The organism is Paucibacter soli (assembly GCF_037482845.1).
In the GTDB taxonomy this organism is placed as follows: Bacteria; Pseudomonadota; Gammaproteobacteria; order Burkholderiales; family Burkholderiaceae_C; genus Paucibacter_B; species Paucibacter_B soli.
In genome coordinates this window covers 63,357-87,314 of the sequence record NZ_JBBHJW010000011.1, presented here as the reverse complement: position 1 = coordinate 87,314, position 23,958 = coordinate 63,357, and the positions used below count along the sequence as shown (strand labels likewise).

The following is a 23,958-nucleotide window of genomic DNA, read 5'->3' as shown; positions in this document are numbered from 1 at the left end:
GGACTTTCACGGTGTCACCCGCTCAACGCTGCCGCCCAGGCCCGCACGGGGCAGCCAGGCAAACAGCGAATCGACGGTGACGGTTTCGATATGGCCGGCAAAGCGCTGTGCCGCAGGATGATCGTCGAAGGCGACATTGGCCATGCTCATGCGCGCACCCAGGCGGGTGGCGGTGGAGAGGCGCAAGTCGCTGGGCTGGTAGCCGCGCGCTCTGGCCCAGGCCTGCGCCTGGCCGCGGCTGCGCGCCTCGTCCGCCAGGGCCAGCGTTTCCAGCGCCCATTGATTGCTTTGCTGGTAGCGCTGGCCCCAGGCATAGGCCACCATGCTGTAGCGCGGCTCGTGCAGCAGGGTGGCACGGCCGTTGTCGCGCAGCAGGGGCAGCAGGCGCTGCTGCCACTCGGGGCTCAGCACCATATAGGCGGCCTCGTAGCGGTGCGGCCGGTCCAGGAAGAATTCGCCCAAGCCCTGTCGATACAGATCGCTGCGCGCCGTGCCGCAATGGTTGAGCTTGTGCAGCACGCGCCAGACCGGCGCCGCACCAGCGCTGTCGCGGTAAGCAAAACCCAGATGCGACCACTGCAGGCCGTATTTCGCCAGGTCCTGGCCGGCGCGCGCCAGCAGCACCACCTCGGCGCCGCTGGCATCGAGCGCGCGTGCGGTGGCAAGCGCCAGGCCCATGCCGCGCTCGATCTGCTCGGGCTTGAGCGGCCTGTCCTCGCAGGGCCGACCGGCGTGCGAAGTGCCAGCGGCCAGCAGAAGCAGCAGCATCGGCCAGCGCTTCATCGCGTCAGCTTCTCGTTGTAGAGCAGCGAGGCACCGATCTCGTTGGGAATGAAGGCAATCGCCTCACCCGCCGCCGAGAGCAGATAACCGCTGCTGATCACGGTCACGGCCAGCACCGTGCCCACCGAAAGGGCCGCGCCCGCCAGCGCCTGGCTGGCAAAGCGCACGCTGATGCGGGCGCCGTCCGAGGCACGCTGCAGCACCCAGACCGTGCCCGTGGCCGTGGCCTCCACTGCCACCACGCTGAGCACCACGCCGGTCGAGAGCAGCATCACCGGGGCCGCCACCGACACCGCCACCGGCAGCATCGCCGACAGGGCACTGGCCTCGGAGGCCGTGGACTGGGCCCGCGCCGGGCCCAGCAGGGCCAGGCAGAGCAGGGTGGCATGCAGCATGGCGTGTTTCATGGCGGCTCCTCAGCTTGTTGCTTCAGTGGGCTCGTGCAGGGCCTCGCGCCGACCTTGTTGGCGCGCTTCCTGCAGATCGGCCTCATGGGCGTCGCGCAGCATCTTGGCGAGGGTGAACACATTCGAGATCAGATAGAGCCAGCACACCAGCAGGTAGGCCTTCCAGACCGGCTGTATGTCCATGCGCCACAGGCCCCAGCCGGTGAGCGACATGGCCAGCACAAAGCCGCCCCAGACCACCAGCTGCCACATCGGCGTGTCCACCACGCGCTCCTGGTTGTCGCGCACAAACTTGGCGAGTGCAAAGGCGGTGGAGAGGCAGAACACATAACCCATCACCATGAAGGCCCGGTCCAGGTCGGTGCCGGGCAGCCAGGACAGGCCGATGGCGCACAGCGAGAGGCTGATGCCGAACGAGATCCAGACCTGATAACGCCAGGCATTGCTGTCACGGCGAACTTTGATTTGTGGGTGCATCTCGTATCCTCCTTGAGTTTGAATGGCGCGATCATCGGGCCATCTCGAGCGCCCGGCCTCGGTAATTGCTCTCGGTCGGGTTTGAATGAGCGAACCAGCCTGCCGGCGTGGATGAATGCACGCCTGCATGCTGCGCTTCGCACGGTGCGCCGTCTGCATCTTCCCGTTCAAGTGGCGCCTGGCGCGCCCGCCGGTAGCAAGATGCGCTACCGTGCGCGCATGAGCAGCAGCAGCACGTCCGCACTTGTCGACCTCATCAAAGCCGAACTCAAGCAGGCCGGCATCAGCTATGCCGCGCTGGCCGTCGAGCTGAAACTCTCGGAGTCCAGCGTCAAGCGCATGTTCGCCGCCGGCGGCGAGATGCCGCTGTCGCGCCTGGACGAGGTCTGCCGCGTGCTCAAGACCGACTTCGCCGAACTCGCCGGGCGCCTGGCGCAGCGCCGGCCGCAGCTGCTTGAACTCAGCCTGGCGCAGGAGCGTGCGGTGGTGGCCGATGCCAAGCTGCTGCTGGCGGCGATCTGCTGCCTCAGCCAGTGGAGCGCCGAGCAGGTATTGGCCAGCTATCGGCTCAGCGAGGCCGAGCTGACGCGCTGCCTGGCCCAGCTCGACCGCCTGGGCATCATCGAACTCAGGCCCTTGAATCGGTACAAGCTGCAGGTCGCCAAGACCTTTCGCTGGCGGCCCCATGGCCCGGTGATGAGCTTCTTTCGCGATCAGGTGGCGCCGGACTTCTTCTCAGGCGGCTTTGACGGCGAGGCCGAGCTGCTGACCCTGGTGCATGGCCAGCTCGGCCATGGCGCGGCGCGCGAGCTGCTACAGCGGCTGCAGCGCGTGGCCGATGACTTTGCGCGTCAGCATCTGCTCGACCAGAAGCTGCCCGAGGCCGAGAAGCGCCCCTACAGCCTGGTGCTGGGCATGCGCAGCTGGCTGTTCGAGCATTTCCGGCATCTGCAGCGCCAGCGCGCCATCACCAGAACTGCCATTGCCGCGTCTGCACCACCCAGATCCCCAGCGCCCCGTTCGTGACCGCATGCGCCAGCACCGCGCACCAGAGCTTGCCGGTGCGCACATAGAGCAGGGCATAGGCGATGCCGGCGATGACGGCCGCCAGCCACAAGGTGTGCGCCAGCATGAAGACGAAGGTGGAAAGGGCGATGGCCTTGAGCCCGACGCGCTGCGGCGCCACCGCCTCGAACTGCGGGCTTTCCAGCCAGCGCATCAGCCAACTGCGCCAGAACAGCTCTTCCATCACCGGCACCAGCAGGGCCGCGCCCAGCCAGCGCACCAGCACCAGGGGCCAGATCAGCGCGCCGCCGGCGTCCACGGGGAAAAAGGTGGCGGTGGGGCTGGTGAGCTGCATCCAGGGCGCGTCCAGCTCGATCCAGAGCGCAAACACCACCAGGCCGATGGCGGCACTGAAGCCGGCCTCGCGCGCCGTGGGCAGGTTCTGGCGGTAGAGCTCGCCGTATTCGCGCCAGTACCAGGCCAGCAGGCCGCCGACGATCAGCAGGTTGAGGCTGTAGATCCAGCGCGGGTCCAGGCCCGGCAGCTCCGGCAGCATGCCCCGCAGGCCCAAGAGGGCCATGAAAGCGGCGAAGGGCAGGATGCGGGCGAGGGCGGCGGGGCTGGGAGGCATTGGCCGGGGTGGGGAGTCTTTTCTTAGCTGCGCAAGGGGTCGCGCAGCTCCGCATTGTGCTCACCCAGGGCGGGTGCCAGGCTGCGTATCGACCCGGGGGTGTCGCTGAGCTTGGGGCAGATGCCGGGCACCTCCAGCGTCAGGCCGCTGGCGGTGCTGATGGTCTCGATCATCTGGCGGGCGCGGTAATGCGGGTCTTCGGCGATGTCGCGGGCCGTGTAGATGCGCCCCACCGGCACGCGCGCGGCCTGCAGCAAAGCCACCACCTCGGCCACCGGGCGCTGCACGGTCCAGGCGGTAATGGCGGCGTCCAGCTCGTCGACGCGCGCGGCGCGGCCGGCGTTGCCGGCCAGGGTCGGGTCTTGCCCCAGGTCGTCACGGCCTATCGCCGTCATCAGGCGCTTGAAGATCGAATCGCCGTTGCCGCCTATCACCACCTGGCCGTCGGCGCAGCGGTAGGCATTGCTGGGCGCGATGCCGGGCAGGGCCGAGCCGGCGGGCTCGCGCACCGCGCCAAAGGCGCTGTACTCGGGCAGCAGCGATTCCATGCAGTTGAACACCGCCTCGTAGAGCGCCACATCGATCTCCTGGCCGCGCCCGGTGTGTGCGCGCGCCTGCAGGGCCAGGAGCACGCCGATCACGCCGTGCAGGGCCGCCAGCGTGTCGCCCAGGCTCACGCCGGCGCGCACCGGCGGCCGGCCGGGCTCGCCCATCAGATGGCGCAGCCCGCCCATGGCCTCGGCCACCACGGCAAAGCCGGGCAGGTCGCGGTAGGGGCCGGTCTGGCCGTAGCCGCTGATGCGCAGCATGATCAGGCGCGGGTTGGCGGCGCTCAGCGTGGCGTAGTCCATGCCCCAGTCCTCCATCAGGCCGGGGCGGAAGTTCTCGATCAGCACATCGGCCTCGGCGGCCAGGCGGCGCGCGATGGCACGGTCGGCCTCCTGGCGCAGGTCCAGGGTGATGCTTTGCTTGTTGCGGCTCTGCACCTGCCACCAGACGCTCACTCCTTCATGCAGCAGGCGCCATTGGCGCAGCGGGTCGCCCGTGCCAGGGGGCTCGACCTTGATGACCTCGGCGCCGAAGTCGCCCAGGGTCTTGCCGGCAAAAGGGCCGGCGATGAGCTGCCCGAGTTCGAGGACTTTCAGGCCGGTGAGGGGGCCGTGGCGGAGTGCATCGTTCATGGGTCCTGGCTGACTCAGACGGCGCGCTGCTCCAAGACGAAGTTGGCGCCGTCGTACTGGCCCAGCTTCTCCACCAGATAGGGCAGGCAGGCCTGCAGATCGTCGTGCAGGGTGAAGGGCGGGTTGGCGATGAACATGCCGCTGCCCAGCATGCCGAAGCCGCGCTCGTCGGGCTGGTCCACCGTCAGGCGCACATGCAGCCAGCCCTTCTTGGCGGCGGCATCGGCCGAGGCCTTGAGGCGCTGCGCCAGCTGGGTCGATTCCAGCAGCGCGAGCTGCGGATACCAGATCATGAACACGCAGTCCGGGAAACGCTGCAGGCCCTCGCGCAGCGCGGCCAGCACCTTGGCGTAATCGGTCTTGATCTCGTAGGGCGGGTCCATCAGCACCACGCCGCGGCGCGAGGGCGGTGGCAGTTCGCCCTTGAGCGAGGCAAAGCCGTCCTTGTCGCTCACCTGGGTGTTGGGCCGGGTGGAGAGGTAGGTGTCGAGGATGCGGAAATCGGTGGGGTGCAGCTCGTAGCAGCGCAGCCGGTCCTGCTCGCGCATCAGCAGATTGGCGATCGCGGGCGAGCCGGGGTACTGGCGCAGCTGGCCGTCGGTGTTGAACTGGCGTACCAGCTCCACGTAGTTGGCCAGCGGCGCCGGCAGGTCCTTGGCGTCGTACAGGCGGGCGATGCCGGTGCTGTACTCGCCCTTCTTCTGGGCATAGCGGCCTTCGATGGAGTAGCCGCCGGCGCCGGCGTGGGTGTCCACCAGGGTGTAAGGCTTTTCCTTTTCGCCCATGTAGCGCAGCACCTGCGTGAGTACCAGGTGTTTGAGAACGTCGGCATGGTTGCCGGCGTGGAAGGCGTGTCGGTAAGCAAGCATGTGCGGACTGTAGCGCCTCAGCCCTGCTGAAGGGCGCCGGGATCGCGCGCCGGGCCGCTCAGGGCCTCGGTCCGGCAGGGGTGCAGGTATTGATGCGTGGGCCGCCAATCGGGCGGCAGCGGGCCCGCCGTGCCGCGCAGCGGCGATGCCGGCGGCAGGGCATAGCCCTGCAGGTCCGCGAGGCCCAGCCGCGGGTTCGGGCCCAGCTGCCAGCCCGCCTCGGCGGGCAGCTGGCCCGGGCCGGCGATGAGGTTGTTGTGCAGGCCCACCACCACCGCGCCGCGCGCGACCCGCAGCAGGGCGGTGTTGCCGGGGCGCCGGTTGACCAGGGTGTTGTGCACCAGGGTCAGTGCTTGCGCGGAGCCACGGTAGCCCTCGGCGCCGAAGGAGATCATCAGCGGGTTGTCGGTCGCCGGGCTCTGCTCGATCAGATTGCCCAGCACCAGGGCCTGGCCGCCGTTCGGAAACTCAAGCTCATAGCTGGCGCTGCCGCCCGCCTCGTCGCTGAGCCGGTTGTAGCGCACCAGGTTGCGTGCCGCGCGGCTCTTCAGCAGATGACCCAGCTCGCCATGGTGGAAGTAGCAGGCGCTGACGCTCAGGCTGGCGATGCTGCCGACGTAGAGCAGGTGGCTGAAGCGCCCCTCGCGATGGCCATGCGAGAACTCGCAAGCCTCCAGCGTGAGCCGAGCGGCGGGGTCGTTGTTGCTCAGCAGGCCGGTCTCGCAGCGCGTGAACAGGCAGTCGCGCACCGTCAGCGAGCCATGCTCGAAGCGGATACCTGCGCCGTTGGTGTCGGGCACGCGGGCGCCGATGAAGTCGAAGCCGCTGATCTGCACGCCCTCGCCGCTGACGACGAAGATGCCCTTGCCGCGCGCATGCGCGCCGTTGGCCAGCAGGCGCACCCGGCCACCCACGGCCACCAGTTGCAGGCCGTCGCGCTCCCAGGCGGCCACATCGCCCACATAGTCGCCGGCCTGCACCTCGATGCGATCGCCGTCGCGCGCCAGGCTGGCAGCCTCGGCCAGGCTGCGGATGCGCTCGGCAGGCCCGACGCGCAGCACGCGCGCGTTGGCGCGGGCGGGCAGCGCGGGCGGGCAGAGCGCCAGGGCGCTGAGCAGATGGCGGCGGGTCAGCATGGGCGTGCGCGCGAGTCTAGCGGCTGGCGGCAAAGTTTGCCGGCGCGCAAGCCAAGGCAATAAATCGTGGGCGGCTGTCACGCGCGTGGCGGCGCTGCGCGGCCAGATTGTTTAGGCTTGCGGTCATCTAGTTCAGGATCCCGCCATGCCCAGCTTGTTCGACCCCATCCAGATCGGCGACCTCGCCCTCGCCAACCGCATCGTCATGGCGCCGCTGACGCGCAGCCGTTCCAAGGGCCTGGTGCCCGGCGAGCTGGCGGTGGAGTATTACCGCCAGCGCGCCAGCGCCGGCCTGATCATCAGCGAGGGTACCCAGATCTGCCCCGAGGGCCAGGGCTATCTGGACACCCCCGGCATCCACACGCCCGCGCAAATCGCCGCCTGGCGCAAGGTCACCGATGCGGTGCATGGCGCGGGCGGCAAGATCGCCGCCCAGCTCTGGCATGTGGGCCGCATCTCGCATGTGGTGTTCCAGCCCGAGGGGCGCGCGCCGGTCTCGTCCACGGCGCGCCCGGCGCAGGGCAAGACCTTCACCGCCGAGGGCTTTGTGCCGATCTCGGCGCCGCGCGCGCTCGGTGCCGACGAGGTGCCCGCCATCATCGCGGCCTTTGTGCATGGCGCGCGCTGCGCCATGGAGGCGGGCTTCGATGCGGTGGAGGTGCATGGCGCGAACGGCTATCTGCTCGACCAGTTCATGCGCGACAGCATCAACGACCGCCAGGATGCCTACGGCGGCAGCATCGCCAACCGCGCACGCCTCACGGTGGAGGTGATGGCGGCGATCGCCCAGGCCATAGGCGCGGGGCGCAGCGGCCTGCGCCTGAGCCCGGTGACCCCGGTCAACGATGCCGGCCAGGACAGCGATCCGCAGGCCCTGTTCAACCATCTGGCCGAGCAGCTGGCGCCGCTCAAGCTGGCCTTCCTGCACATCATCGAGGGCCAGACCGGCGGCGCGCGCGACATTGCGCCCTTCGACTACCAGGCCATGCGCGCGCGCTTCGGCGGGCCCTGGATGGTCAACAACGGCTACAGCCGCGAGATGGCGCTGAAGGCCGTGGCCGAGGGCCGGGCCGACCTGGTGTCCTTTGGCCGCGACTTCATCTCCAACCCGGACCTGGTGCGCCGCCTGCGTCTGAACGCGCCGCTGCAGCCGCTGGACCGCGCCACGCTGTACGGTGGCGATGCACAGGGCTACACGGACTATCCCAGTCTCGCGGCCTGATCTGGTTTCAAGTATGCTTTAGATATATTTACATCGAAAGCCTGCTTGTGAACCAGCTTCAAGCCCTGGCGGCGCGGCGTGCGCGCGTGTTCGCCGCGATCGGCGATGCCGCGCTGCTGCTGCCCAACAGCCATCTGCCGCAACGTGAGGACGATGCCAGCCGCTACCACGGCTGGCGCTATGGCTACGAGGCCTGGCGGCCCGACAGCGACTTCTACTACCTCAGCGGCTTCGAGGAGCCCGAGTCGCTGCTGCTGCTGATCGGTGGCGCCAAGCCGCGCAGCATCCTGTTCTGCCGGCCGCGCGACGCGGCGCTGGAGCAATGGAATGGCCGCCGCCTCGGACCCGCCGCCGCGGCCGACGCCCTGGGCCTGGACGAGGCCTACCCGATCGCCGAGCTGGAGCAGCGCCTGCCCGAGCTGCTGAAGGGCCAGCGCAGCCTGCACTATCCCTTCGGCGTGGACGCGGGCCGCGATCAGCGCATCTTCGCCGCGCTCAACACCCCGCGCGGCGCGCGCGCGATCCGCCAGGGCAGCGTCTTTCCCATCGCCCTGCACGACCCGCGCGCGCTGCTGCACGAGATGCGCGTGATCAAGGACGAGGCCGAGATCGCCCTCATGCACGAGGCCGCGCAGATATCAGGTGCGGCGATGACGCGCGCGATGCGCTTTGCTCGGCCGGGCCAGTACGAGTACGAGGTGGAGGCCGAGCTATTGCATGAGTACCGGCGCCGCGGCGCGCGCGGGCCGGCCTACAACCCCATCGTGGCCGGCGGCGCCAACGCCTGCATCCTGCATTACGTCGAGAACAAGATGCGGCTCAACGATGGCGAGCTGCTGCTGATCGATGCCGGCTGCGACTTCCAGGGCTATAACGCCGACATTACGCGTACTCTGCCCATAGGGCGACGCTTCAACGGCCTGCAGCGCGAGCTCTACGAGGTCGTGCTGGGCGCGCTCGATGCGGGCATTGCCACGCTGCGCGTGGGCGAATCGCTGGAGCGCCTGCACCAGACCCATGTGCGCGGCGTCAGCCAGGGCCTGCTGGACCTGGGCCTGCTGCAGGGTAGCCTGGACGGCGTGCTGGAGAGCAAGGCTTATCTGCGCTTTCTAATGTGCGGCACCGGCCATTACCTGGGCCTGGACACGCACGATGCCGGCCGCTACCACCTGCCCGATGGCGCTTGGCGCCCGGCCCAGGCCGGCATGGTGCTGACGGCCGAGCCGGGCATCTACATCAGCCCGGCCGAGGACATCCCCGAGCGCTACTGGCACGTCGGCGTGCGCATCGAGGACGATGTGCTCGTCACCGCCGCGGGCCCGGAACTGCTGACGGGCCAGGTACCCAGGCGCATCGCCGATATCGAAGCCTTGCGCGATTAGCCCTTCATCCTGGCGCCGAACAGCTCGGGGATGGACAGCTCGCGCGGCCCCGGCAGCAGCTCGAAAGCCTCGCCGGCGGCCAGGGTGCCGGGCGTCTTCACCGCCAGGTAGAAGCCGCACCAGCGGCTTTGCGCCATCAGCTTGGCGGCCTTGTTGAAGCCCATCACCGCGTTGAACTTGAAGCAGGGAAAGCGCGGTTCGCTCACCAGCAGCTCGACGCCGCCGGCAAAGCGCAGGGTGTCGCCGACGAAGGCATCCTTCTCTAGCAGGCCGCCGAGGGTGAGGTTCTCGCCCAGCGAGCCGGGCGGCAATACCTGACCCCAGGCGGCCGCCTGGGCCTGGGCGCGCACCGTCTGCCAGAACTCGTAATGCTCGCTGGGGTAGGCATAGACGGCCTTGGAGAGGCCGCCATGCACGCTGGGGTCGGCCTGCTCGTCGCCCTCCAGGCCAAGGCTCGACACCGCCACGGCGCCTGGACGCGGCGCTTTGCGGATACCTGTCAGCACGTTGCGGCCCTCGATCTCCATGGGCGCGGCGTGGCCGGTGTTGAGGCTGATGAGTTTCATGCGGACGGCCTTGATCGCTGCTTGCTTGCTTGCTGACGCAAAGCCGACATTCTCGCTGCTAGCCGCTGGCGGATTGGGGCTCGAAGTGAAACACCTTGGCGATGATCTGCCAGCGCCCCTCGACATGAATCAGTGTCAGGAAGTCCACATAGTCTTTTTGAAAGAAGCTGCAGCTCAGCTTGACCATGGCCGTGGCGGGGCCCGCCACGTCGATGCACAGGATGGCCTCGCGCCGTGGCGCGCCGCTGCGCGCGGGCGGATCGCGCTGCTGCACGATGGGGAAGTACTCCTGCATGTTCAAGAGCAGCGGCGGCTGATGCTCGCCGGCCGCCGTGGCGTAAAGGGCCTGGGGATGAAAGACCTGGGCCAGGCGCTGGGTGTCGCAGTGGTAGAGGCCGTCAAGATAGAGCCGCAGCAGCGCGCGGATCTGCTCATCGTCGTCGCTGCGGCCGCTCATGCCCGGGCCTCCTTGCTGCGTGCGCGCCGCTGGCTCACGGTCTCGCCGGCAATGCCCCAGCTGTCGGTCTCGACCTCCTCGATCACGACAAAGGTGGTGGCCGGATCCTTGCCCAGCACCCGGACCAGGGTTTGCGTGGTTTGGGCGATCAGCGCCGCCTTCTGCTCGGCGCTGACGCCCTCGCGGGTGATGCGGATATGTACGTAGGGCATGGGGGCTCCTGCTTGTGTTTGCCTAACTGATTACTTCATTGCTTGAAGGTTCGCCGCCGCCCATCAGGGCGCGCACTATCGCCGCCGCCGGCCCGGCCCGCAGGCCCTCGCGCCGGCTGCCTGCCCAGAGCGGGCTGAAGTCGTCGCGGCCGTGGGCCTCGGCCCATTGGCGCAGCGGCGCCAGCGACGCGCCCGCCCAGGGGAAGGGTGGCGCGTCGGCGCACAGCGCGCCCAGCTCGCGGCTGAGGCGGTTGGGCAGGCCGCGTGCTACGCCACCGGTGAAGACGTTCGTTAGCACCGTGGGCTCGTCGGGCTTGCCGTCGCGCAGCCGCGCGCGGTGCAGCGGCGGGGTGCTGGCCTCGTCGCAGAGCAAAAAGGCCGTGCCCACCTGCACCGCAGTCGCGCCCTGGGCGAGCAGCTGTTGCACTCGCTGCGCCGTGGCGATGCCGCCCGCCGCGATCACCGGCACCGCCAGCCGCGCGAGCAGGGCGGGCAGGAGTTGGTCGAGCTCGCGCTGCTGCGCCAGCTCGGTGCCGGGCAGGAAATGTCCGCGGTGGCCGCCGGCCTCCAGGCCCTGGGCGATCACGCCATCGACGCCGCGCCGCTGCAGAAACAGCGCTTCCTGCAGTGTGGTGGCGCTGGACAGGATGCGGGCGCCGGTGGCGCGCACGCGCGCCAGCAGGGCGGGCACGGGCAGGCCGAAGTGAAAGCTGACGACGCTGGGCCGGTAGTGGCTCAGCAGCTCGGCGGCCTCGTCGTCAAAGGCGCGCCGACCCGCCTGTGCTGGCGGCGGTCCGGCCAGACCCAGCTCGGCATAGAAGGGCCGCAGGCGCCGCTGCCAACGCTCCAACAGCGCCGGAGCCGGCTGCACGGGCGCATGGGCGAAGAAGTTCAGCGCATAGGGGCGGCCCGAGGCCTGCAACCGCTGCAGGGCGTCTTCCAGGGCCGGCGCGTTCAGCAGGGCGGCGGGCAGCGAGCCCAGGGCACCGGCCGCACTCACTGCCAGCGCCAGGCCCTCGTCCTGGCAGCCGGCCATGGGGGCCTGGATCAGCGGCCAGCGAGTCTGCAGCAGGGGATGATGGATGGGATGGTTCATGGCGGGCGCGGCGGCTTCAGACGGGCGCCTGGCGCTGCAGGCCATGGCGAACCGCGGCGACGATTTCGTGCGCCCGCGCAAAGCCGTCCAGCAGCAGCGAGATCTGGCCATCGGGCCGCCGTGCCAGCAGCTTGGGGGCGCTGCTCAGGCCCCAGGCCCGGACCTGCTCGAAGTCCGCCCTCGTACTGGCGCGCAGCTCGGGCAGGCCCAGCACGGTGAGCGCTCTTGCGGCCTGCTCGGCGTGGCCATGCCGCTGCAGGCTGCGGGCCAGGACGCTGGCCAGCACGGCATCGTCCGTGGTGTCCAGGCCGTCCAGGTAGAAGGCCTGTTGCAGCTCAGTCAGCAGCCGCAGCGGATCCAGCCGCGGCGCCAGCTCCCGGCCCGCCACAAAGGCGCGTGAGATCGGCTCGGTGTCGTAGACAAAGCCTTGCCGCGCCAGCAGCGCCGAGCGATTGAAGGCCACGCCGGCCGCGGCCTCGACGCGCGCCCAATGGCCCAGGCGGAAGCGCTTGGCCGCCTCGTCCAGGACTTGCTGGCCGCCTGCCCAAAGGCCCGCCATGCGGATCTCGAGCGCGGCCTCGGGGAGGCGCGGCATGGCCTGCGCCATTTGGCCGGCGAAGCCATAGCACCATGAACACATGGGATCGGCAACCAGAATCAAGGTCATGACGGCCTGCTCCCGGGGTCAGCCCAACAGGCCTTCGACGCGCATCGCCTCGCGCACCGCCGGACGTGCCGCCACGCGGGCCTGGAAGGCGCGCAGCTGCGCCAGGTCCGAGATGTCGAGCTTGATCGGGGAGGTCCATGACAGCAGCACGAAGAGGTAGGCGTCGGCAATGCTGAACTGGCTGCCGCCCAGATAGGGTTGGCTGGCCAGCTGAGCGTCCAGAAAGGCCAGCTTGGTCTTCAGCAACTGCTTGAGGGTTTGCGTTGACGCCGCGTCCACATGGCCATGGAAGATGGGCGTGAAGGACTTGTGGATCTCCGAGGTCAGGTGGTTGCACCACTCCAGCACGCGGATGCGCGCCAGCGTACCCACCGGCGGCAGCAGCTCGCTGGCCTGCATCTGGTCGGCGATGTGCTGCATGACGATGGGGCCCTCGCTGATGCGATCGCCGGCGTCGGTCTCCAGCAGCGGCACCTGGCCCTTGGGCGTTAGGGCGTAGAAGTCGGAGCCGTCCTCCAGGCGATGTGTGGCGGTGTTGACGCGCACGAGCGAGAAGTCGGCCTTGGTTTCGCGCAGCACGATGTGCGAAGCCAGCGAGCAGGCACCGGGGGAATAGAAGAGACGCATGGAACAGAACCTCAAAGTGGTGTTAGGAGTCCTCATGCTATTGATGACGCCAGCTTGGATAAACGCGCCTACACTCAAATCACTGTTGGCCTCTGTGTAGACAATCAACCATGAACAGACCCTTCGAGGGCATGCTGCTCAGTGGCATCGAACTCTTCTGCCTGGTGGCCCAGCACCAGGGTTTCACTGCCGCGGCGCGCGCCAGCGGCCTGACCACGGCGGGCGTCAGCCGCTCGGTCAACCGGCTGGAGGCCCGCCTGGGTGTGCGCTTGCTGACGCGCACCACCCGAACCGTTAGGCTGACGCCCGAGGGCGAGCGCTACTACGAGCAATGTCGCGAGGCACTCCGGCAGCTGGTCGAGGCCGAGCGCGAGGTGACCGGGCAGCAGCTGCGGCCCAGCGGTCTGGTGCGCATCAGCCTGCCCACCTCCTACGGGCACTTTCGCGTGCTGCCCCTGCTGGACGAGTTCATGCGGCGTTATCCCGAGGTGGCGCTGGAAGTGCAGATGAGCAATCGCAACGTCAACTTCGCCGAGGAGGGGTTTGACCTGGCCATACGCGGGCGCGAGCCACCCGACTCCGGCCTGGTGGCGCGCAAGCTCGAAGACGCCGCGCTGCTGGTGGCGGCCGCGCCCTCGTACCTGCGCGCGCATGGCACGCCGCAGCGGCTCGAGGAACTGGACGGTCATGAGTGCATCCAATTCCTGCTTCCGCGCACCGGCGCCGCCGTGCCCTGGCTGTTCAAGAGGGGCAGCGCGCTGTTGGAGCGGCCCACCACGGGGCGCTTGCGCTGCGCCGAAGACATCCTGGCGCCCATCACGCTGGCGCGCGCCGGTGCCGGCCTGGTGCAGACCTACCGCTTCCTGGTGGCCGACTTGCTGCGCGACGGCAGCCTGCAGGAGGTGCTCGGCGACTGGGCCGGCGCCTCGCGTCCGTTTTCACTGCTCTACCCCGGCAAGCGGCACCTGCCGCTGCGCGTGCGGGTGCTGATCGACTTTTTGTTGGAGCGCCTGGGCAGGGGGTGACGGTGGCCGACAAGCGTGAACAATGTCGCCCCAACGTCAACTCCGCGCAGGGCACGCCGAATCTGCGCATGAAGTCATTCTCGAAATGCATAACCACGCCCGCTCGGGTGGTTACGGCATGGTTACATTGGGGTGACAATTCAGGCTTCGGGCCCTTTACCCAGAGGCCCGGCCTGCCTTCAGAGCAAGCTGCCCCATCTCAGGTAGTGCAATGAGCGGCATTGGGCCAGGCCCGGCCCGCGACGCCCGTCTTCCACGACGCCGGCAGCCGCCTTCCGAGCTTGGCCCAATTCTGCTTTTTATATTGAATGGGACTTGCCATGAACCAACCCGTGATGGAAGGGCTGCGCCTGAACGTGCCGGCCTATGTGAAGCACCAGCGCCTGATCGCCTGGGTGGCGGAGATCGCCGCGCTGACCCAGGCCCGCGATGTCTATTGGTGCGATGGCAGCCAGGAAGAGTACGAGCGCCTGTGTGCCAAACTGGTGGACGCCGGCACCTTCAAGAAGCTCGATCCCATCAAGCGCCCCAACAGCTTTCTGGCCTGCAGCGACCCCAGCGACGTGGCGCGCGTGGAAGACCGCACCTTCATCTGCTCGGCCAAGCAGGAAGACGCCGGCCCGACCAATAACTGGATGGCCCCGGCCGAGATGCGCACCCTGCTGCAGACTGGCGAGAACGCCCTGTTCAAGGGCGCGATGAAGGGCCGCACGCTGTACGTCGTGCCCTTCAGCATGGGTCCGATCGGCTCGCACATCGCGCATATCGGCGTGGAGCTGTCGGACAGCCCCTATGTGGCAGTGAACATGCGCATCATGACCCGCATGGGCCGTGCCGTGCTGGACGTGCTGGGCAGCGACGGCGCCTTCGTGCCCTGCGTGCACACCGTGGCCGCGCCGCTGGAAGCCGGCCAGGCCGACGTGAAGTGGCCCTGCAACAAGACCAAGTACATCGTCCATTACCCCGAGACGCAGGAGATTTGGTCCTACGGCTCCGGCTACGGCGGCAATGCGCTGCTGGGCAAGAAGTGCTTTGCGCTGCGCATCGCCTCGACGATGGGCCGCGATCAGGGCTGGCTGGCCGAGCACATGCTGATCCTGGGTCTGACCTCGCCCGAGGGCAAGAAGTACCACTTTGCCGCCGCCTTCCCTAGCGCCTGCGGCAAGACCAATTTCTCCATGCTGATCCCGCCCCAGACCTTCAAGGGCTGGAAGGTCACGACCGTGGGTGACGACATCGCCTGGATCAAGCCGCACAGCGATGGTCGCCTTTACGCCATCAACCCCGAGGCCGGCTATTTCGGCGTGGCGCCCGGCACCAACACGCTGACCAACTTCAACTGCATGGCCAGCCTGCACCGCGACGTGATCTTCACCAACGTCGCGCTCACCGATGATGGCGATGTTTGGTGGGAATCGATGACCGAGACCCCGCCCGAGCACCTGATAGACTGGCAGGGCAAGGACTGGACGCCAGCCATCGCCAAGGAAACCGGCGCCAAGGCCGCGCACCCGAACGCGCGCTTCACCGTCGCCGCCACCAACAACCCGGCGCTGGACCCGGACTGGAACAACCCGGCGGGCGTGCCCATCGACGGTTTCATCTTCGGTGGCCGCCGCTCCACCACCGTGCCCCTGGTGACCGAGGCGCGCGACTGGGTGGAAGGCGTCTATATGGCCGCCACCATGGGCTCCGAGACCACCGCCGCGGCCGCCGGCCAGCAGGGCGTGGTGCGCCGCGACCCCTTCGCCATGCTGCCCTTCATGGGCTACAACATGGCCGACTATTTCCAGCATTGGCTGGATCTGGGCAAGAAGCTGCAAGCCTCGGGCGCCACCCTGCCCAAGATCTACTGCGTCAACTGGTTCCGCAAGGGCTCCGACGGCAAGTTCGTCTGGCCCGGCTATGGCGAGAACATGCGCGTGCTGAAGTGGATGCTGGACCGCGTGACCGGTAGCCAGTCCGGCGAGGAGCATGCCTTCGGCGTGACCCCGCGCTATGAAGACCTGAACTGGGACGGCCTGGACTTCAGCAAGGAGCAGTTCGAGGTCGCCACCCGCATCGACAAGGCCGACTGGGCCGCCGAGCTGAAACTGCACGACGAGCTCTTCGCCCAGCTGGCCCACCACCTGCCGGCCGAGCTACCGGCCACCAAGGCAAGGATCGAGGCGCGTCTGGCGGCCGAGTAAGCCAAGTCGCGGCCCTTTCGGGGGCCGCACGCCGCAAGTAAAAAGCCCGCTTACCGAGCGGGCTTTTTGCTGTCCGGCTTCGTCCAGCGGAGTTCGCGGATCCGGCTCTGCCGGGCCGTCGAACTCGCCCCCTTGAGGGGGCTGGCGAAGCCAGTAGGGGGTGGTCCCTTTTTACTTCTTGCGGCAATGCGCGGCGCGCAGCTCGGCAGCGAAGGACGGCATGCTCTGCTCGTATTCCTGGGCCAGGGCCAGCAGTTCGCGCTCGGCGCGGGCATCGGCGGCGGCGGCCAGACGGGCCTTGACCGAAGCGATCAGGCTCAGCCACAGGCGGGCGCCGATGGCGGTGAACGAAGCACCGTGGCTCACAGTGCGGTAGGACGGCAGACCGAAAGTTTGGGTGGCGACGCTCATGGCGGTTCCTTGCGTGTTGCTGACTCTGTTGGAGTCGATGGCGAGAGTATCGGGTTAACCCTAGACATGAGGCAAATGAATTGTCTGAATTTGCTATATAAACAATGTGAATATGAGTTTCCGAAACCTGGACCTCAATTTGCTGCGCGTCTTTGATGCGGTGATGGCCGAACGCAACCTCACGCGTGCGGCCGAGCGCCTGGCGATGAGCCAGCCGGCGGTCAGCCATGCGCTCAAGCGCCTGCGCGAAGCGCTGGGTGAGGAGCTGTTCGTGCGCCAGGCCTTCGGCATGAAGCCTAGCTCGCGCGCCGAAGGCCTGTGGCCCGAGGTGCGCCATGCGCTCGAGCGCCTGCGCGCCGTGCTGGACCCGAGTGAATTCGACCCGCAGGCCGAGGACTACACCTTCCAGATCGCGATGGCCGACGCCACCGCCGCCCTGGTGCTGCCGCCGCTGGTGGCCGATCTGGAGGGCTCGGGTGCGCATGCCCGCATCCATGTGCTGCCGCTCACCACGCGCGACCCGCGCGGCCTGCTGGAGCAGGGCGAGGCCGATTTCGCGCTGGGCTATTTTCCTAACGCGGTGGCGGCGCTGCAGGCGCAAGGGCCGATGGCGGCGATACGCCAGCACCGCCTCTATGACAGCGAGTATGTCTGCGTGATGCGGCGCGGTCATCCGCTGGCCGGCGCGCCGCTTACCTTGGACGGCTATTGCGCCGCCCACCACCTGCTGGTGAGTTTCTCGGGCCGGCCGCATGGCTTCGTCGACGAGGCCCTGGCGGCGATGAACCGCAGCCGCCGCATCGTGCTGACGGTGAACCAGTTCTTCACCGCGGGCCGCATCGTGGCGCAGTCCGATCTGCTCACGGTGCTGCCGGCCTCTTTTGTGGAGGCGACCGGGTACAAGCAGGATCTGGTCGAGCAGCCCCTGCCGCTGGCTCTCTCGCCGGTGCATGTGGACATGCTCTGGCATCTGCGCAACGAGGACCGCAGCGCACAGCGCTGGTTGCGCGGACGGCTGATCGCCGCGGCGGCCCAAGCGTCGACAAACACGGCGACAATTGGGCGATGAGCAACAAGACCGCCGACCTGACCGATGCCGAGTTCGAGGAACTCGACGAATTGCTGGCCACCACGCCGGCCCCGCTGCAAGCCCTCGATGCCTCCATGCTCGACGGCTACCTCTGCGGCGTGCTGGTGCAACCCCGCCTGATCGAGATCGAGGAGTGGCTGCCCAATATCTTCGACTACGACGGCGGCCTGCTGCCCGAGAGCGTCGACGCCGCCTGGCTGGCACGCATCCGCGAACTGGTGGCGCGCCGCCATGCTGCGCTGAACCGCGCCATGGTCGAAGACGGCTGGTTCGACCCCGTCGTGCTGGACCTCGACGAGCAGGCCCCGGTGGACCCGGTGCCACCCGAGGGCGAGGAGGACGCCGAGCAGGCCCAGGCGCGCGCCACCTACGAGGCCATGGGCCCGATCTCGCGCACCCTGATGCCCTGGGTGGCCGGCTTCCAGCATGCCGCGCTGTGCTTCCCCGAGCTCAGCGAGATGGACGATGACGCGGTGATGGCCTCGCTGGCCCGCCTGTACCGCCATCTGCCGGCCGAAACGCCCGAGGAGAAGGAAATCGTCGCCACCCTGGACCGCGAGCATCCGCTCAAGGACCTGGACGATGCGATCGAGGAACTGGTGGTGACGGTGGCCGATCTCTGCGACCTCACCGAAGCGCATCGTTACAAGGTCGAAAGCATCCGCCGCGACAGCCCCAAGGTCGGGCGCAACGACCCCTGCCCCTGCGGTTCCGGCCGCAAGTACAAGCAGTGCCACGGCGCCAACTGACGGCCGGCTGATGCGCTTGCAATTGCTCTCGGATCTCCACCTGGAGACCGAGACCTTTGAACCGCTGCCCGCGCCCGGCGCCGAGGCCCTGGTGCTGGCCGGCGATGTGGACAGCGGCTGGCGCGGGCTCGAGGCCTTCAAGGGCTGGCCGGTGCCGGTGCTGTTCGTGCCCGGCAACCACGAGTACGACGGCCGGGATGTGGACGAGGCGCGGCGTGGCCTGCGTGCGCTCTCCGACCGCCTGGGCTTTCTGTGGCTGGACGAGACCGAGCTGCTGCTCAGCGATGCTCAGGGCCGGCGGCTGCGTTTTCTGGGCAGCACGCGCTGGAGCGACTTCGAGGTCTTCGGCGCCGCGCAGCGCGAGCGCACCATGCGCGCGGCGGGCTATTTCCAGCGCGTCATGGCGGCCACGCGCGCGGGTCAACCCTTCGACGCCGAGGCGGTGCGCGCCGAGGCCCTGCGCTGCAAGGCCTGGCTGCGCGAGAACTTGCAGCGGCCGCCAGCCGGCATCGCGGCGACCGTGGTGGTGACGCATTTTGCCCCCAGCCTGAAGAGCGCCGACCCGCGCTACGGCCGCCAACCCGGCACCGGCAGCTTCTGCAACAACGACGAAGACCTGCTGCCGCTGGCCGAGCTCTGGCTGCACGGCCATCTGCATTGCCGCTACGACTACCGTTTCGAGCATGGGTTGGGCAGTACCCGCGTGGTCTGCAATGCGCGCGGCCTGGCGCACAAGGGCGAATCGCAGGGCTGCGACGGCCTGTTCTGTGTGGACGTCTAACCACGCGGGCTTGAACCGCATCAAGGCGCTGGGACCGCGCTGTGCCAGACTGATGGCGATGGGCCTGCGTTTAGGCCCGCATGCAAGGAGAGGCCATGAAGATCCTGATCGCCGTTGACGGCAGCAGTTATTCCAAGCGCATGCTGGCCTATCTGGCCGCACACGACGAATGGCTGGGTGATGCCCATCGCTACACCGTCGTACATGCGGTGGCGGCGATTCCGCCGCGTGCCGCGGCGGTGCTCGACAAGGCCGTGCTCAAGGGCTATTACGAGGACGAGGCCGAGAAGGTGCTGAAGCCGATTCGCAGCTTCTTCGATAAGCAGCGCATCAAGGCCGAGTTCGTCACCAAGGTCGGCCCCGCGGCCGAGGCCATTGCCGCGCTGGCCAGCAAGGGCAAGTTCGAAATGGTGATGATGGGCTCACATGGCCACAGCAGCATCGGCAACCTGGTGCTGGGCTCGGTGGCGACCAAGGTGATGTCGCAATGCGAGGTGCCGGTGCTGCTGATTCGCTGAGCAGCGACCCGCGCCGCCGAGGAGCGCGGCGTCAGGAGCTGCGGCGTGAGAGCCAGGCCAGCGGCGATTCGGTCGCGGTCTTGGCGCGCTCGGACTCCAGCTCGTAGCTGGGCGCGCGGTAGTCCTGCAAGCCGGCATCGCCTTCCTCGAGCGTGGCTTCCATGCCGAAGGCGGTGCCCAGATCGGCGGGCTCGGGGGCGTGGTGGACGACCGGGGTGCGACGGAAAAAGCGCAGTGCTGGAGCGAATCGCATATCACACCTCGACAGGGCTGGATTCAGGAAGGCATGGCCCTAGTGTGCGCCGGACGCGGCCGCTACCAATCCCCAAATTGGGTGCTCATGTCCGCGTAGTTGGAAAAAACGCACGACAGGTAAATCTTTGTGAAAGTCGCTGCCGGCGAGGCCGACCTGCCGGCTGCTGCGAAGCGGGCATCACCCTCCAACGTAGGATGTCCTGCGGCCCTGGATCTGACTATGCTCGGCCTCCCAAGTTGATTTGCTCACGGCGCCGAGCCCATGAATCTGCCAGTTCTCAAATGCGTGGCTGCCACCGTCATCGCCTCGACGGTGGGCAGCGCGGCCTGGCTGGCCAGCCAGCTGCCCGGCATGGATGCCGCTGCTGGCCTGCAGCTGGCCGATGCCGCTCAGGCCGAGCGCCGCCTGGCCTTGCCACCGGGGCCGGCGGCATCAGAACCCTCGGCCGGCCCGAGCGCACGCTGAGCGCCGCTGGCCAGGGCCTGGCCGATCTGATCCAGCAAGGCCACCCGCAAGGGCGCGGACACCAGCTCCGAGCCTAGCTTCCATTGATGCCAGTAGAGCGTAACGTCCACGCTCAGCTCGGGCCGCAAGGCCATCAAATCACCGCTTCTGAGCAGGCTACGCACCTGCAGTTCGGGCACCACGCCGATGCCCCAGCCCATGCACACGGCGCGCACACGCGCCTCGCTGGAGGGCACATATCGCTCCTGCAGCCGAGGTGCTTTCACGCCAAAGGCCTTGCTGACCCATTGCACCTGGTCGTCGTCCTTGCGGTTGAAAACGAGGAAGGGCGCCTGCGCGAAATTGGCCGCACTCAGCCCTTGCGGCAGGCGCTCGCGCACAAAGGCCGGGCTGGCCACGGCGATATAGCGCATCACGCCCAACGGCCGCGCCAGGCAACCGCGCAGCGCCAGCTTGACGGTGCTGACGCAACCCAGCACCTCACCCTGGCGCAACCAGTCATGCGTGAAGTCCTGGTCGTCGACGATCAGTTCCAGGCCGAAGCCCTCTTGCAGCCCCGCCTGCACCAGCGGGTCCAGCGCCGGCAGCACCCAGGTGGCCAGGCTGTCGGCATTCACCGCGATGGCGATGCGCTCATGCGGCGCCACGCGCGTGCCCAGCTCGCGCGCCACATCGGTACGTAGGGCCTGCAGCTGGCGCGCAAAGCGCAGCAGCACCTTGCCCGGCTCGGTCAGGCGCAGCGGGCGCGAGCGCACTACCAGCAGCTGGCCCACCTGCGCTTCCAGGCTGCGCAGGCGCTGCGATACCGCACTCTGCGTGATGGCCAGACGCTGGGCGGCGCGCTCGAAGCTGCGCTCATCGGCCAGCGCGGCCAGGCAGTCGAGGCCGGCGGAGTCCAGGTCTTTCATAAGTGCCTCTAATGTAAGACTAGAAATATGAATGTGGCTTCTGATAAACACGGAGCTTGATGACAATCCGCCGTCCCCTGATCTTGGTCAACGCAGCGCTCCGGCACGGAGCCGCCGCGGCCGAAACAGGCCTGGGTTCGCTGTAGGAGTCCCCTATGAAAGTCGTCGTTCTGGGTGCCGGCATCATCGGCGTGAGCACCGCCTGGTATCTGCTGGAGCAAGGCCATGAGGTCACGGTGGTCGACCGTCAGGACGATGCCGCGATGGAGACCAGCTTCGCCAACGGCGCGCAGATCTCGGTGAGCTTTTGCGAACCCTGGGCGAATGCCGGCGCACCCTTCAAGGTGGCCAAATGGCTGCTGCGCGACGATTCGCCGCTGCTGTTCCGCCCGCGCCTGGAGCCGGCGCAATGGCGCTGGGGCCTGAGCTTTCTGAGCCAGTGCACCACGGCCGCCTTCGAGCGCAATGTCGAGCAGCTGGTGCAGCTGGGCCGCTACAGCCATGAATCACTGAAGAGCCTGGTGGCGCAGACCGGCATCGAGTACGAGCGCCTGGAGCGCGGCATCCTGCACTTCTTCTCCAGCCAGGCCGACTTCGATGCCGGTGCGGCCGGTGCCGAGGTGATGCGCCGCCACGGCGTCGACCGCCGGGTACTCGGGCGCGAGGAGGTGCTGAAGGTCGAGCCGGCGCTGCGCAGCTTCGGCAACAACATCTTCGGCGGCACCTTCACGCCCAGCGACGAGTCGGGCGATGCGCGCGTGTTCACGCAGAAGCTGGCCCAGCTCTGCCAGCAGCGCGGCGCCACCTTCCACTACGGCCACGATGTGCTGGCGCTGCAGCGCGAGGGCCAGGCCATCGCCGGCGTGCAGATCGCCGATTGCCGCAGTGGCAAGAAGCGCGTGCTCAAGGCCGACGCCTATGTGGCGGCCATGGCCTCCTACACCCCGGCCCTGCTCAAGCCCCTGGGCGAGTTCCTGAACATCTATCCGGCCAAGGGCTACTCGGCCACCCTCAAGCTGAAGAAGCCGGAAGCCGCCAGCGTGGTGAGCCTGCTGGACGACACCCGCAAGATCGCGATCTCGCGCCTGGGCGACAGCATCCGCATCGCCGGTACCGCCGAGCTGGTGGGCATGGACACCAGCCTGGACACGCCCACCTCGCGCACCCGTTGCGACGCCTTGGTGAAGCGTTACGAGGAGCTGTTCCCCGGCGTGGCGGATCTCGGCGAGCGCAATTACTGGACCGGCCTGCGCCCCAGCACGCCCACCAACATCCCCTACATCGGCCGCAGCCGCAAGGCTTCCAACCTGTGGATCAACGCCGGCCATGGCACGCTGGGCTGGACCCATGGCGCCGGCTCGGGCCATGCGCTGTCTGAGCTGATCTGCGGCCGCCGGCCCGAGATCGAGTTCAATTTCTACGGCGACGCGTTGCCGGCTCGTGGCCTGTACAGCATGGCCCCGGCCTGACCATGGCCTGAAGCGGGCGCGGGGCGCGATCGCTACAATCCGCGCCCCGCTCTCCATCCGCCCGCCGCCATGCCATCGCCCGCTTCCTTCTGTGCCATCGACTTTGGCACCTCCAATTCGGCGATCGCGATCCCGCGCAGCGAGGGCCCGGGCATGCGCCTGGTGGAGCTGGAGAGCGGCCACCTCACCATGCCCACGGCGGTGTTCTATTTCGTCGAGGGCAGGCATGATGCCGACGGCCCGCCGCGCGCCTTTGGCCGTGCCGCGGTGGCCGCCTATGTAGAGGGCACCGACGGCCGCCTGATGCGCTCGATGAAGAGCATCCTCGGCTCCGCGCTGATCGACCAGACCACCGATGTCGGTGGCGGACGCGGCGTCAAGTATTTCGACATGCTGGCCGGCTACCTCAAGCGCCTGCGCAACAGCGCGCTCGCGGCCGGCGCCCGCGCGCCGCTCAACAAGCTGGTGCTGGGTCGGCCGGTGTTCTTCGTGGACGGCGAACCTGCGCGCGATGCCGCCGCCCAGGCCTCGCTGGAGGCCGCCGCCCATGCGGTGGGCTTCGACGAGGTGCATTTCCAGTTCGAGCCGATCGCGGCCGCCTTCGACTACGAGAGCCAGGCCACGCACGAGCAGATCGTGCTGGTGGCCGACATCGGCGGCGGTACCTCGGACTTTTCGCTGGTGCGCGTGGGCCCGGATCGCATGCAGCGCCTGGACCGCCGCGACGACATCCTCGCCAACCATGGTGTGCATATCGCCGGCACCGATTTCGACCGCCATGTGGAGCTGGCCAGCATCCTGCGCGAGCTGGGCTACCGCTCGCTGGGGCCCGAGAAACCCGGCCAGGTGGCGCGCGAGGTGCCCAGCGGCGTCTATTTCGACCTGGCCACCTGGCATCTGATCAACACCGTCTACAGCCCGCTGCGCGTGGCCGAGTTGCGCAGCATGAAGAGCTTTTACGGCAACCCGCTGCATCACCAGCGCCTCATGACGGTGGTGGAAGACCGCCTGGGCCATGAGCTGGCGGCGCGCGCCGAAGATGCCAAGATCGCCGTGGCCGGCGGCGGCGATACCCAGATCGACCTGGGCCTGGTCGAGAACGGCCTCACCGTGCATCTGGGCGAGACCGAGGCCTTGCAGGCGCTGCGCGCCGACATCGAGCGCATTGCCCAGGCCGGCCGCGAAACCGTGGCGCAGGCGGGCCTGCGGCCGGAGGATGTGGATGCGCTCTACTTCACCGGCGGCTCTACCGGCCTGCGCGTGTTGGCCGAGCGCATTGCCGCCGACTACCCCAAGGCGCGCGAGGTGCGCGGCGACCGTTTTGCCTCGGTGGCCACAGGCCTGGGCCTGCACGCGGCGCGCTTGTTCACGCGCTGAAG

The 23,958-nt window shown here is 68.3% G+C and carries 28 protein-coding genes; 12 read left to right on the top strand and 16 right to left on the bottom strand.

Annotation, left to right across the window (positions count from 1 at the left end; genetic code table 11):
• Nucleotides 1–6 precede the first annotated feature (6 nt).
• Genes WG898_RS21175 through WG898_RS21165 form a run of 3 tightly spaced genes read right to left on the bottom strand, consistent with a single transcriptional unit; the run spans nt 7 to nt 1,667 of the window.
• The gene (locus tag WG898_RS21175; protein WP_339604767.1) at nt 7–783 is read right to left on the bottom strand and encodes a DUF2145 domain-containing protein; all 777 of its coding nucleotides are present in this window, start codon (nt 781–783) and stop codon (nt 7–9) included.
• A complete protein-coding gene (locus WG898_RS21170) occupies nt 780–1,190 on the bottom strand; it encodes a hypothetical protein (protein WP_339604766.1) in 411 nt (136 codons plus the stop codon). Before WG898_RS21170 ends, WG898_RS21175 begins: the two co-directional genes overlap by 4 nt.
• Nucleotides 1,191–1,199: 9 nt before the next feature.
• Nucleotides 1,200–1,667, bottom strand: a complete 468-nt coding sequence (locus tag WG898_RS21165; protein WP_339604765.1) for a YiaA/YiaB family inner membrane protein — start codon at nt 1,665–1,667, stop codon at nt 1,200–1,202.
• A gap of 219 nt (nt 1,668–1,886) precedes the next feature.
• On the opposite strand from WG898_RS21165, the gene WG898_RS21160 reads away from it, so the two are divergent.
• Nucleotides 1,887–2,693 carry a helix-turn-helix domain-containing protein gene (locus WG898_RS21160; protein ID WP_339604764.1) on the top strand — a complete coding sequence of 269 codons (807 nt, stop codon included), beginning with the start codon at nt 1,887–1,889 and terminating at the stop codon, nt 2,691–2,693.
• Here the strand turns inward: WG898_RS21160 and WG898_RS21155 are convergent.
• From WG898_RS21155 to WG898_RS21140, 4 genes are read right to left on the bottom strand one after another with little or no spacing between them, the layout of a single operon-like run.
• Nucleotides 2,635–3,303 carry a CAAX prenyl protease-related protein gene (locus tag WG898_RS21155; protein ID WP_339604763.1) on the bottom strand — a complete coding sequence of 223 codons (669 nt, stop codon included), beginning with the start codon at nt 3,301–3,303 and terminating at the stop codon, nt 2,635–2,637. The two genes, WG898_RS21160 and WG898_RS21155, sit on opposite strands and share 59 nt — an antisense overlap.
• A gap of 23 nt (nt 3,304–3,326) precedes the next feature.
• Entirely contained in the window at nt 3,327–4,484 is a 1,158-nt protein-coding gene (locus WG898_RS21150; protein ID WP_339604762.1) for a CaiB/BaiF CoA transferase family protein, read from the bottom strand.
• Nucleotides 4,485–4,498: 14 nt separating this feature from the next.
• Nucleotides 4,499–5,353, bottom strand: a complete 855-nt coding sequence (locus WG898_RS21145; RefSeq protein ID WP_339604761.1) for a 23S rRNA (adenine(2030)-N(6))-methyltransferase RlmJ — start codon at nt 5,351–5,353, stop codon at nt 4,499–4,501.
• A 17-nt stretch (nt 5,354–5,370) separates the two neighbouring features.
• Nucleotides 5,371–6,489: a right-handed parallel beta-helix repeat-containing protein gene (locus WG898_RS21140; protein ID WP_339604760.1), complete on the bottom strand. Its 1,119-nt coding sequence runs from the start codon at nt 6,487–6,489 to the stop codon at nt 5,371–5,373.
• Between the two features lie 145 nt (nt 6,490–6,634).
• Here WG898_RS21140 and WG898_RS21135 point away from each other — a divergent pair, with 145 nt between their 5' ends.
• Both WG898_RS21135 and WG898_RS21130 read left to right on the top strand, forming a co-directional pair.
• Nucleotides 6,635–7,711 (top strand): alkene reductase, encoded by a 1,077-nt coding sequence (locus WG898_RS21135; protein WP_339604759.1) that lies wholly within the window; start codon nt 6,635–6,637, stop codon nt 7,709–7,711.
• Between the two features lie 47 nt (nt 7,712–7,758).
• Nucleotides 7,759–9,093 (top strand): aminopeptidase P N-terminal domain-containing protein, encoded by a 1,335-nt coding sequence (locus tag WG898_RS21130; protein ID WP_339604758.1) that lies wholly within the window; start codon nt 7,759–7,761, stop codon nt 9,091–9,093.
• Here WG898_RS21130 and WG898_RS21125 read toward each other — a convergent pair.
• From WG898_RS21125 to gstA, 6 genes are read right to left on the bottom strand one after another with little or no spacing between them, the layout of a single operon-like run.
• The gene (locus tag WG898_RS21125; protein WP_339604757.1) at nt 9,090–9,659 is read right to left on the bottom strand and encodes an MOSC domain-containing protein; all 570 of its coding nucleotides are present in this window, start codon (nt 9,657–9,659) and stop codon (nt 9,090–9,092) included. The two genes, WG898_RS21130 and WG898_RS21125, sit on opposite strands and share 4 nt — an antisense overlap.
• A 58-nt stretch (nt 9,660–9,717) precedes the next feature.
• The gene (locus WG898_RS21120) at nt 9,718–10,116 is read right to left on the bottom strand and encodes a nuclear transport factor 2 family protein (RefSeq protein WP_339604756.1); all 399 of its coding nucleotides are present in this window, start codon (nt 10,114–10,116) and stop codon (nt 9,718–9,720) included.
• Nucleotides 10,113–10,328, bottom strand: coding sequence for a tautomerase family protein (locus WG898_RS21115; protein WP_339604755.1), 216 nt, complete (start codon nt 10,326–10,328; stop codon nt 10,113–10,115). The genes WG898_RS21120 and WG898_RS21115 overlap by 4 nt, the downstream gene beginning before the upstream one ends.
• A 22-nt stretch (nt 10,329–10,350) precedes the next feature.
• Complete coding sequence (locus WG898_RS21110) at nt 10,351–11,424, bottom strand: NAD(P)H-dependent flavin oxidoreductase (protein WP_339604754.1); 1,074 nt, start codon at nt 11,422–11,424, stop codon at nt 10,351–10,353.
• A 16-nt stretch (nt 11,425–11,440) separates the two neighbouring features.
• On the bottom strand, nt 11,441–12,091 hold the full coding sequence (locus tag WG898_RS21105; RefSeq protein ID WP_339604753.1) for a DsbA family protein: 651 nt from the start codon (nt 12,089–12,091) through the stop codon (nt 11,441–11,443).
• 18 nt (nt 12,092–12,109) lie between these two features.
• On the bottom strand, nt 12,110–12,718 hold the full coding sequence (gene gstA, locus WG898_RS21100) for a glutathione transferase GstA (RefSeq protein ID WP_339604752.1): 609 nt from the start codon (nt 12,716–12,718) through the stop codon (nt 12,110–12,112).
• A 110-nt stretch (nt 12,719–12,828) separates the two neighbouring features.
• On the opposite strand from gstA, the gene WG898_RS21095 reads away from it, so the two are divergent.
• Nucleotides 12,829–13,743 (top strand): LysR family transcriptional regulator, encoded by a 915-nt coding sequence (locus WG898_RS21095; RefSeq protein ID WP_339604751.1) that lies wholly within the window; start codon nt 12,829–12,831, stop codon nt 13,741–13,743.
• Between the two features lie 320 nt (nt 13,744–14,063).
• Nucleotides 14,064–15,932: a phosphoenolpyruvate carboxykinase (GTP) gene (locus tag WG898_RS21090; protein ID WP_339604750.1), complete on the top strand. Its 1,869-nt coding sequence runs from the start codon at nt 14,064–14,066 to the stop codon at nt 15,930–15,932.
• A 171-nt stretch (nt 15,933–16,103) separates the two neighbouring features.
• Here the strand turns inward: WG898_RS21090 and WG898_RS21085 are convergent, their stop codons facing one another.
• Nucleotides 16,104–16,343, bottom strand: a complete 240-nt coding sequence (locus WG898_RS21085) for a hypothetical protein (protein ID WP_339604749.1) — start codon at nt 16,341–16,343, stop codon at nt 16,104–16,106.
• Between the two features lie 112 nt (nt 16,344–16,455).
• On the opposite strand from WG898_RS21085, the gene WG898_RS21080 reads away from it, so the two are divergent.
• From WG898_RS21080 to WG898_RS21065, 4 genes are all read left to right on the top strand, one after another.
• Nucleotides 16,456–17,412: a LysR family transcriptional regulator gene (locus tag WG898_RS21080; RefSeq protein ID WP_339604748.1), complete on the top strand. Its 957-nt coding sequence runs from the start codon at nt 16,456–16,458 to the stop codon at nt 17,410–17,412.
• The gene (locus WG898_RS21075; RefSeq protein ID WP_339604747.1) at nt 17,409–18,182 is read left to right on the top strand and encodes a YecA/YgfB family protein; all 774 of its coding nucleotides are present in this window, start codon (nt 17,409–17,411) and stop codon (nt 18,180–18,182) included. The genes WG898_RS21080 and WG898_RS21075 overlap by 4 nt, the downstream gene beginning before the upstream one ends.
• Nucleotides 18,183–18,192: 10 nt before the next feature.
• Nucleotides 18,193–18,963 carry a metallophosphoesterase gene (locus WG898_RS21070; RefSeq protein WP_339604746.1) on the top strand — a complete coding sequence of 257 codons (771 nt, stop codon included), beginning with the start codon at nt 18,193–18,195 and terminating at the stop codon, nt 18,961–18,963.
• A 95-nt stretch (nt 18,964–19,058) separates the two neighbouring features.
• Complete coding sequence (locus WG898_RS21065) at nt 19,059–19,481, top strand: universal stress protein (RefSeq protein WP_339604745.1); 423 nt, start codon at nt 19,059–19,061, stop codon at nt 19,479–19,481.
• 31 nt (nt 19,482–19,512) lie between these two features.
• On the opposite strand, the gene WG898_RS21060 is transcribed toward WG898_RS21065, so the two are convergent.
• Complete coding sequence (locus WG898_RS21060; protein ID WP_339604744.1) at nt 19,513–19,734, bottom strand: hypothetical protein; 222 nt, start codon at nt 19,732–19,734, stop codon at nt 19,513–19,515.
• Nucleotides 19,735–19,998: 264 nt separating this feature from the next.
• Here WG898_RS21060 and WG898_RS21055 point away from each other — a divergent pair, with 264 nt between their 5' ends.
• Nucleotides 19,999–20,202 (top strand): hypothetical protein, encoded by a 204-nt coding sequence (locus tag WG898_RS21055; RefSeq protein ID WP_339604743.1) that lies wholly within the window; start codon nt 19,999–20,001, stop codon nt 20,200–20,202.
• Here WG898_RS21055 and WG898_RS21050 read toward each other — a convergent pair.
• The gene (locus WG898_RS21050) at nt 20,127–21,110 is read right to left on the bottom strand and encodes a LysR family transcriptional regulator ArgP (RefSeq protein WP_339604742.1); all 984 of its coding nucleotides are present in this window, start codon (nt 21,108–21,110) and stop codon (nt 20,127–20,129) included. The genes WG898_RS21055 and WG898_RS21050 overlap by 76 nt on opposite strands.
• A 155-nt stretch (nt 21,111–21,265) precedes the next feature.
• On the opposite strand from WG898_RS21050, the gene WG898_RS21045 reads away from it, so the two are divergent.
• A complete protein-coding gene (locus tag WG898_RS21045) occupies nt 21,266–22,579 on the top strand; it encodes a D-amino acid dehydrogenase (RefSeq protein WP_339604741.1) in 1,314 nt (437 codons plus the stop codon).
• A 69-nt stretch (nt 22,580–22,648) separates the two neighbouring features.
• Nucleotides 22,649–23,956 (top strand): Hsp70 family protein, encoded by a 1,308-nt coding sequence (locus WG898_RS21040; RefSeq protein WP_339604740.1) that lies wholly within the window; start codon nt 22,649–22,651, stop codon nt 23,954–23,956.
• Nucleotides 23,957–23,958 lie beyond the last annotated feature (2 nt).

What these genes read in the sequence shown, in the direction of transcription:
- WG898_RS21095 (WP_339604751.1), top strand. Translation starts at nt 12,829, where the DNA reads ATGAACAGACCCTTCGAGGGCATGCTGCTCAGTGGCATCGAACTCTTC.
- WG898_RS21170 (WP_339604766.1), bottom strand. Translation starts at nt 1,190, where the DNA reads ATGAAACACGCCATGCTGCATGCCACCCTGCTCTGCCTGGCCCTGCTG.
- WG898_RS21080 (WP_339604748.1), top strand. Translation starts at nt 16,456, where the DNA reads ATGAGTTTCCGAAACCTGGACCTCAATTTGCTGCGCGTCTTTGATGCG.
- WG898_RS21050 (WP_339604742.1), bottom strand. Translation starts at nt 21,110, where the DNA reads ATGAAAGACCTGGACTCCGCCGGCCTCGACTGCCTGGCCGCGCTGGCC.
- WG898_RS21165 (WP_339604765.1), bottom strand. Translation starts at nt 1,667, where the DNA reads ATGCACCCACAAATCAAAGTTCGCCGTGACAGCAATGCCTGGCGTTAT.
- WG898_RS21145 (WP_339604761.1), bottom strand. Translation starts at nt 5,353, where the DNA reads ATGCTTGCTTACCGACACGCCTTCCACGCCGGCAACCATGCCGACGTT.
- WG898_RS21040 (WP_339604740.1), top strand. Translation starts at nt 22,649, where the DNA reads ATGCCATCGCCCGCTTCCTTCTGTGCCATCGACTTTGGCACCTCCAAT.
- WG898_RS21125 (WP_339604757.1), bottom strand. Translation starts at nt 9,659, where the DNA reads ATGAAACTCATCAGCCTCAACACCGGCCACGCCGCGCCCATGGAGATC.
- WG898_RS21160 (WP_339604764.1), top strand. Translation starts at nt 1,887, where the DNA reads ATGAGCAGCAGCAGCACGTCCGCACTTGTCGACCTCATCAAAGCCGAA.
- WG898_RS21070 (WP_339604746.1), top strand. Translation starts at nt 18,193, where the DNA reads ATGCGCTTGCAATTGCTCTCGGATCTCCACCTGGAGACCGAGACCTTT.
- WG898_RS21065 (WP_339604745.1), top strand. Translation starts at nt 19,059, where the DNA reads ATGAAGATCCTGATCGCCGTTGACGGCAGCAGTTATTCCAAGCGCATG.
- WG898_RS21060 (WP_339604744.1), bottom strand. Translation starts at nt 19,734, where the DNA reads ATGCGATTCGCTCCAGCACTGCGCTTTTTCCGTCGCACCCCGGTCGTC.
- WG898_RS21140 (WP_339604760.1), bottom strand. Translation starts at nt 6,489, where the DNA reads ATGCTGACCCGCCGCCATCTGCTCAGCGCCCTGGCGCTCTGCCCGCCC.
- gstA (WP_339604752.1), bottom strand. Translation starts at nt 12,718, where the DNA reads ATGCGTCTCTTCTATTCCCCCGGTGCCTGCTCGCTGGCTTCGCACATC.
- WG898_RS21155 (WP_339604763.1), bottom strand. Translation starts at nt 3,303, where the DNA reads ATGCCTCCCAGCCCCGCCGCCCTCGCCCGCATCCTGCCCTTCGCCGCT.
- WG898_RS21135 (WP_339604759.1), top strand. Translation starts at nt 6,635, where the DNA reads ATGCCCAGCTTGTTCGACCCCATCCAGATCGGCGACCTCGCCCTCGCC.
- WG898_RS21110 (WP_339604754.1), bottom strand. Translation starts at nt 11,424, where the DNA reads ATGAACCATCCCATCCATCATCCCCTGCTGCAGACTCGCTGGCCGCTG.
- WG898_RS21055 (WP_339604743.1), top strand. Translation starts at nt 19,999, where the DNA reads ATGAATCTGCCAGTTCTCAAATGCGTGGCTGCCACCGTCATCGCCTCG.
- WG898_RS21085 (WP_339604749.1), bottom strand. Translation starts at nt 16,343, where the DNA reads ATGAGCGTCGCCACCCAAACTTTCGGTCTGCCGTCCTACCGCACTGTG.
- WG898_RS21075 (WP_339604747.1), top strand. Translation starts at nt 17,409, where the DNA reads ATGAGCAACAAGACCGCCGACCTGACCGATGCCGAGTTCGAGGAACTC.
- WG898_RS21090 (WP_339604750.1), top strand. Translation starts at nt 14,064, where the DNA reads ATGAACCAACCCGTGATGGAAGGGCTGCGCCTGAACGTGCCGGCCTAT.
- WG898_RS21150 (WP_339604762.1), bottom strand. Translation starts at nt 4,484, where the DNA reads ATGAACGATGCACTCCGCCACGGCCCCCTCACCGGCCTGAAAGTCCTC.
- WG898_RS21045 (WP_339604741.1), top strand. Translation starts at nt 21,266, where the DNA reads ATGAAAGTCGTCGTTCTGGGTGCCGGCATCATCGGCGTGAGCACCGCC.
- WG898_RS21115 (WP_339604755.1), bottom strand. Translation starts at nt 10,328, where the DNA reads ATGCCCTACGTACATATCCGCATCACCCGCGAGGGCGTCAGCGCCGAG.
- WG898_RS21120 (WP_339604756.1), bottom strand. Translation starts at nt 10,116, where the DNA reads ATGAGCGGCCGCAGCGACGACGATGAGCAGATCCGCGCGCTGCTGCGG.
- WG898_RS21175 (WP_339604767.1), bottom strand. Translation starts at nt 783, where the DNA reads ATGAAGCGCTGGCCGATGCTGCTGCTTCTGCTGGCCGCTGGCACTTCG.
- WG898_RS21105 (WP_339604753.1), bottom strand. Translation starts at nt 12,091, where the DNA reads ATGACCTTGATTCTGGTTGCCGATCCCATGTGTTCATGGTGCTATGGC.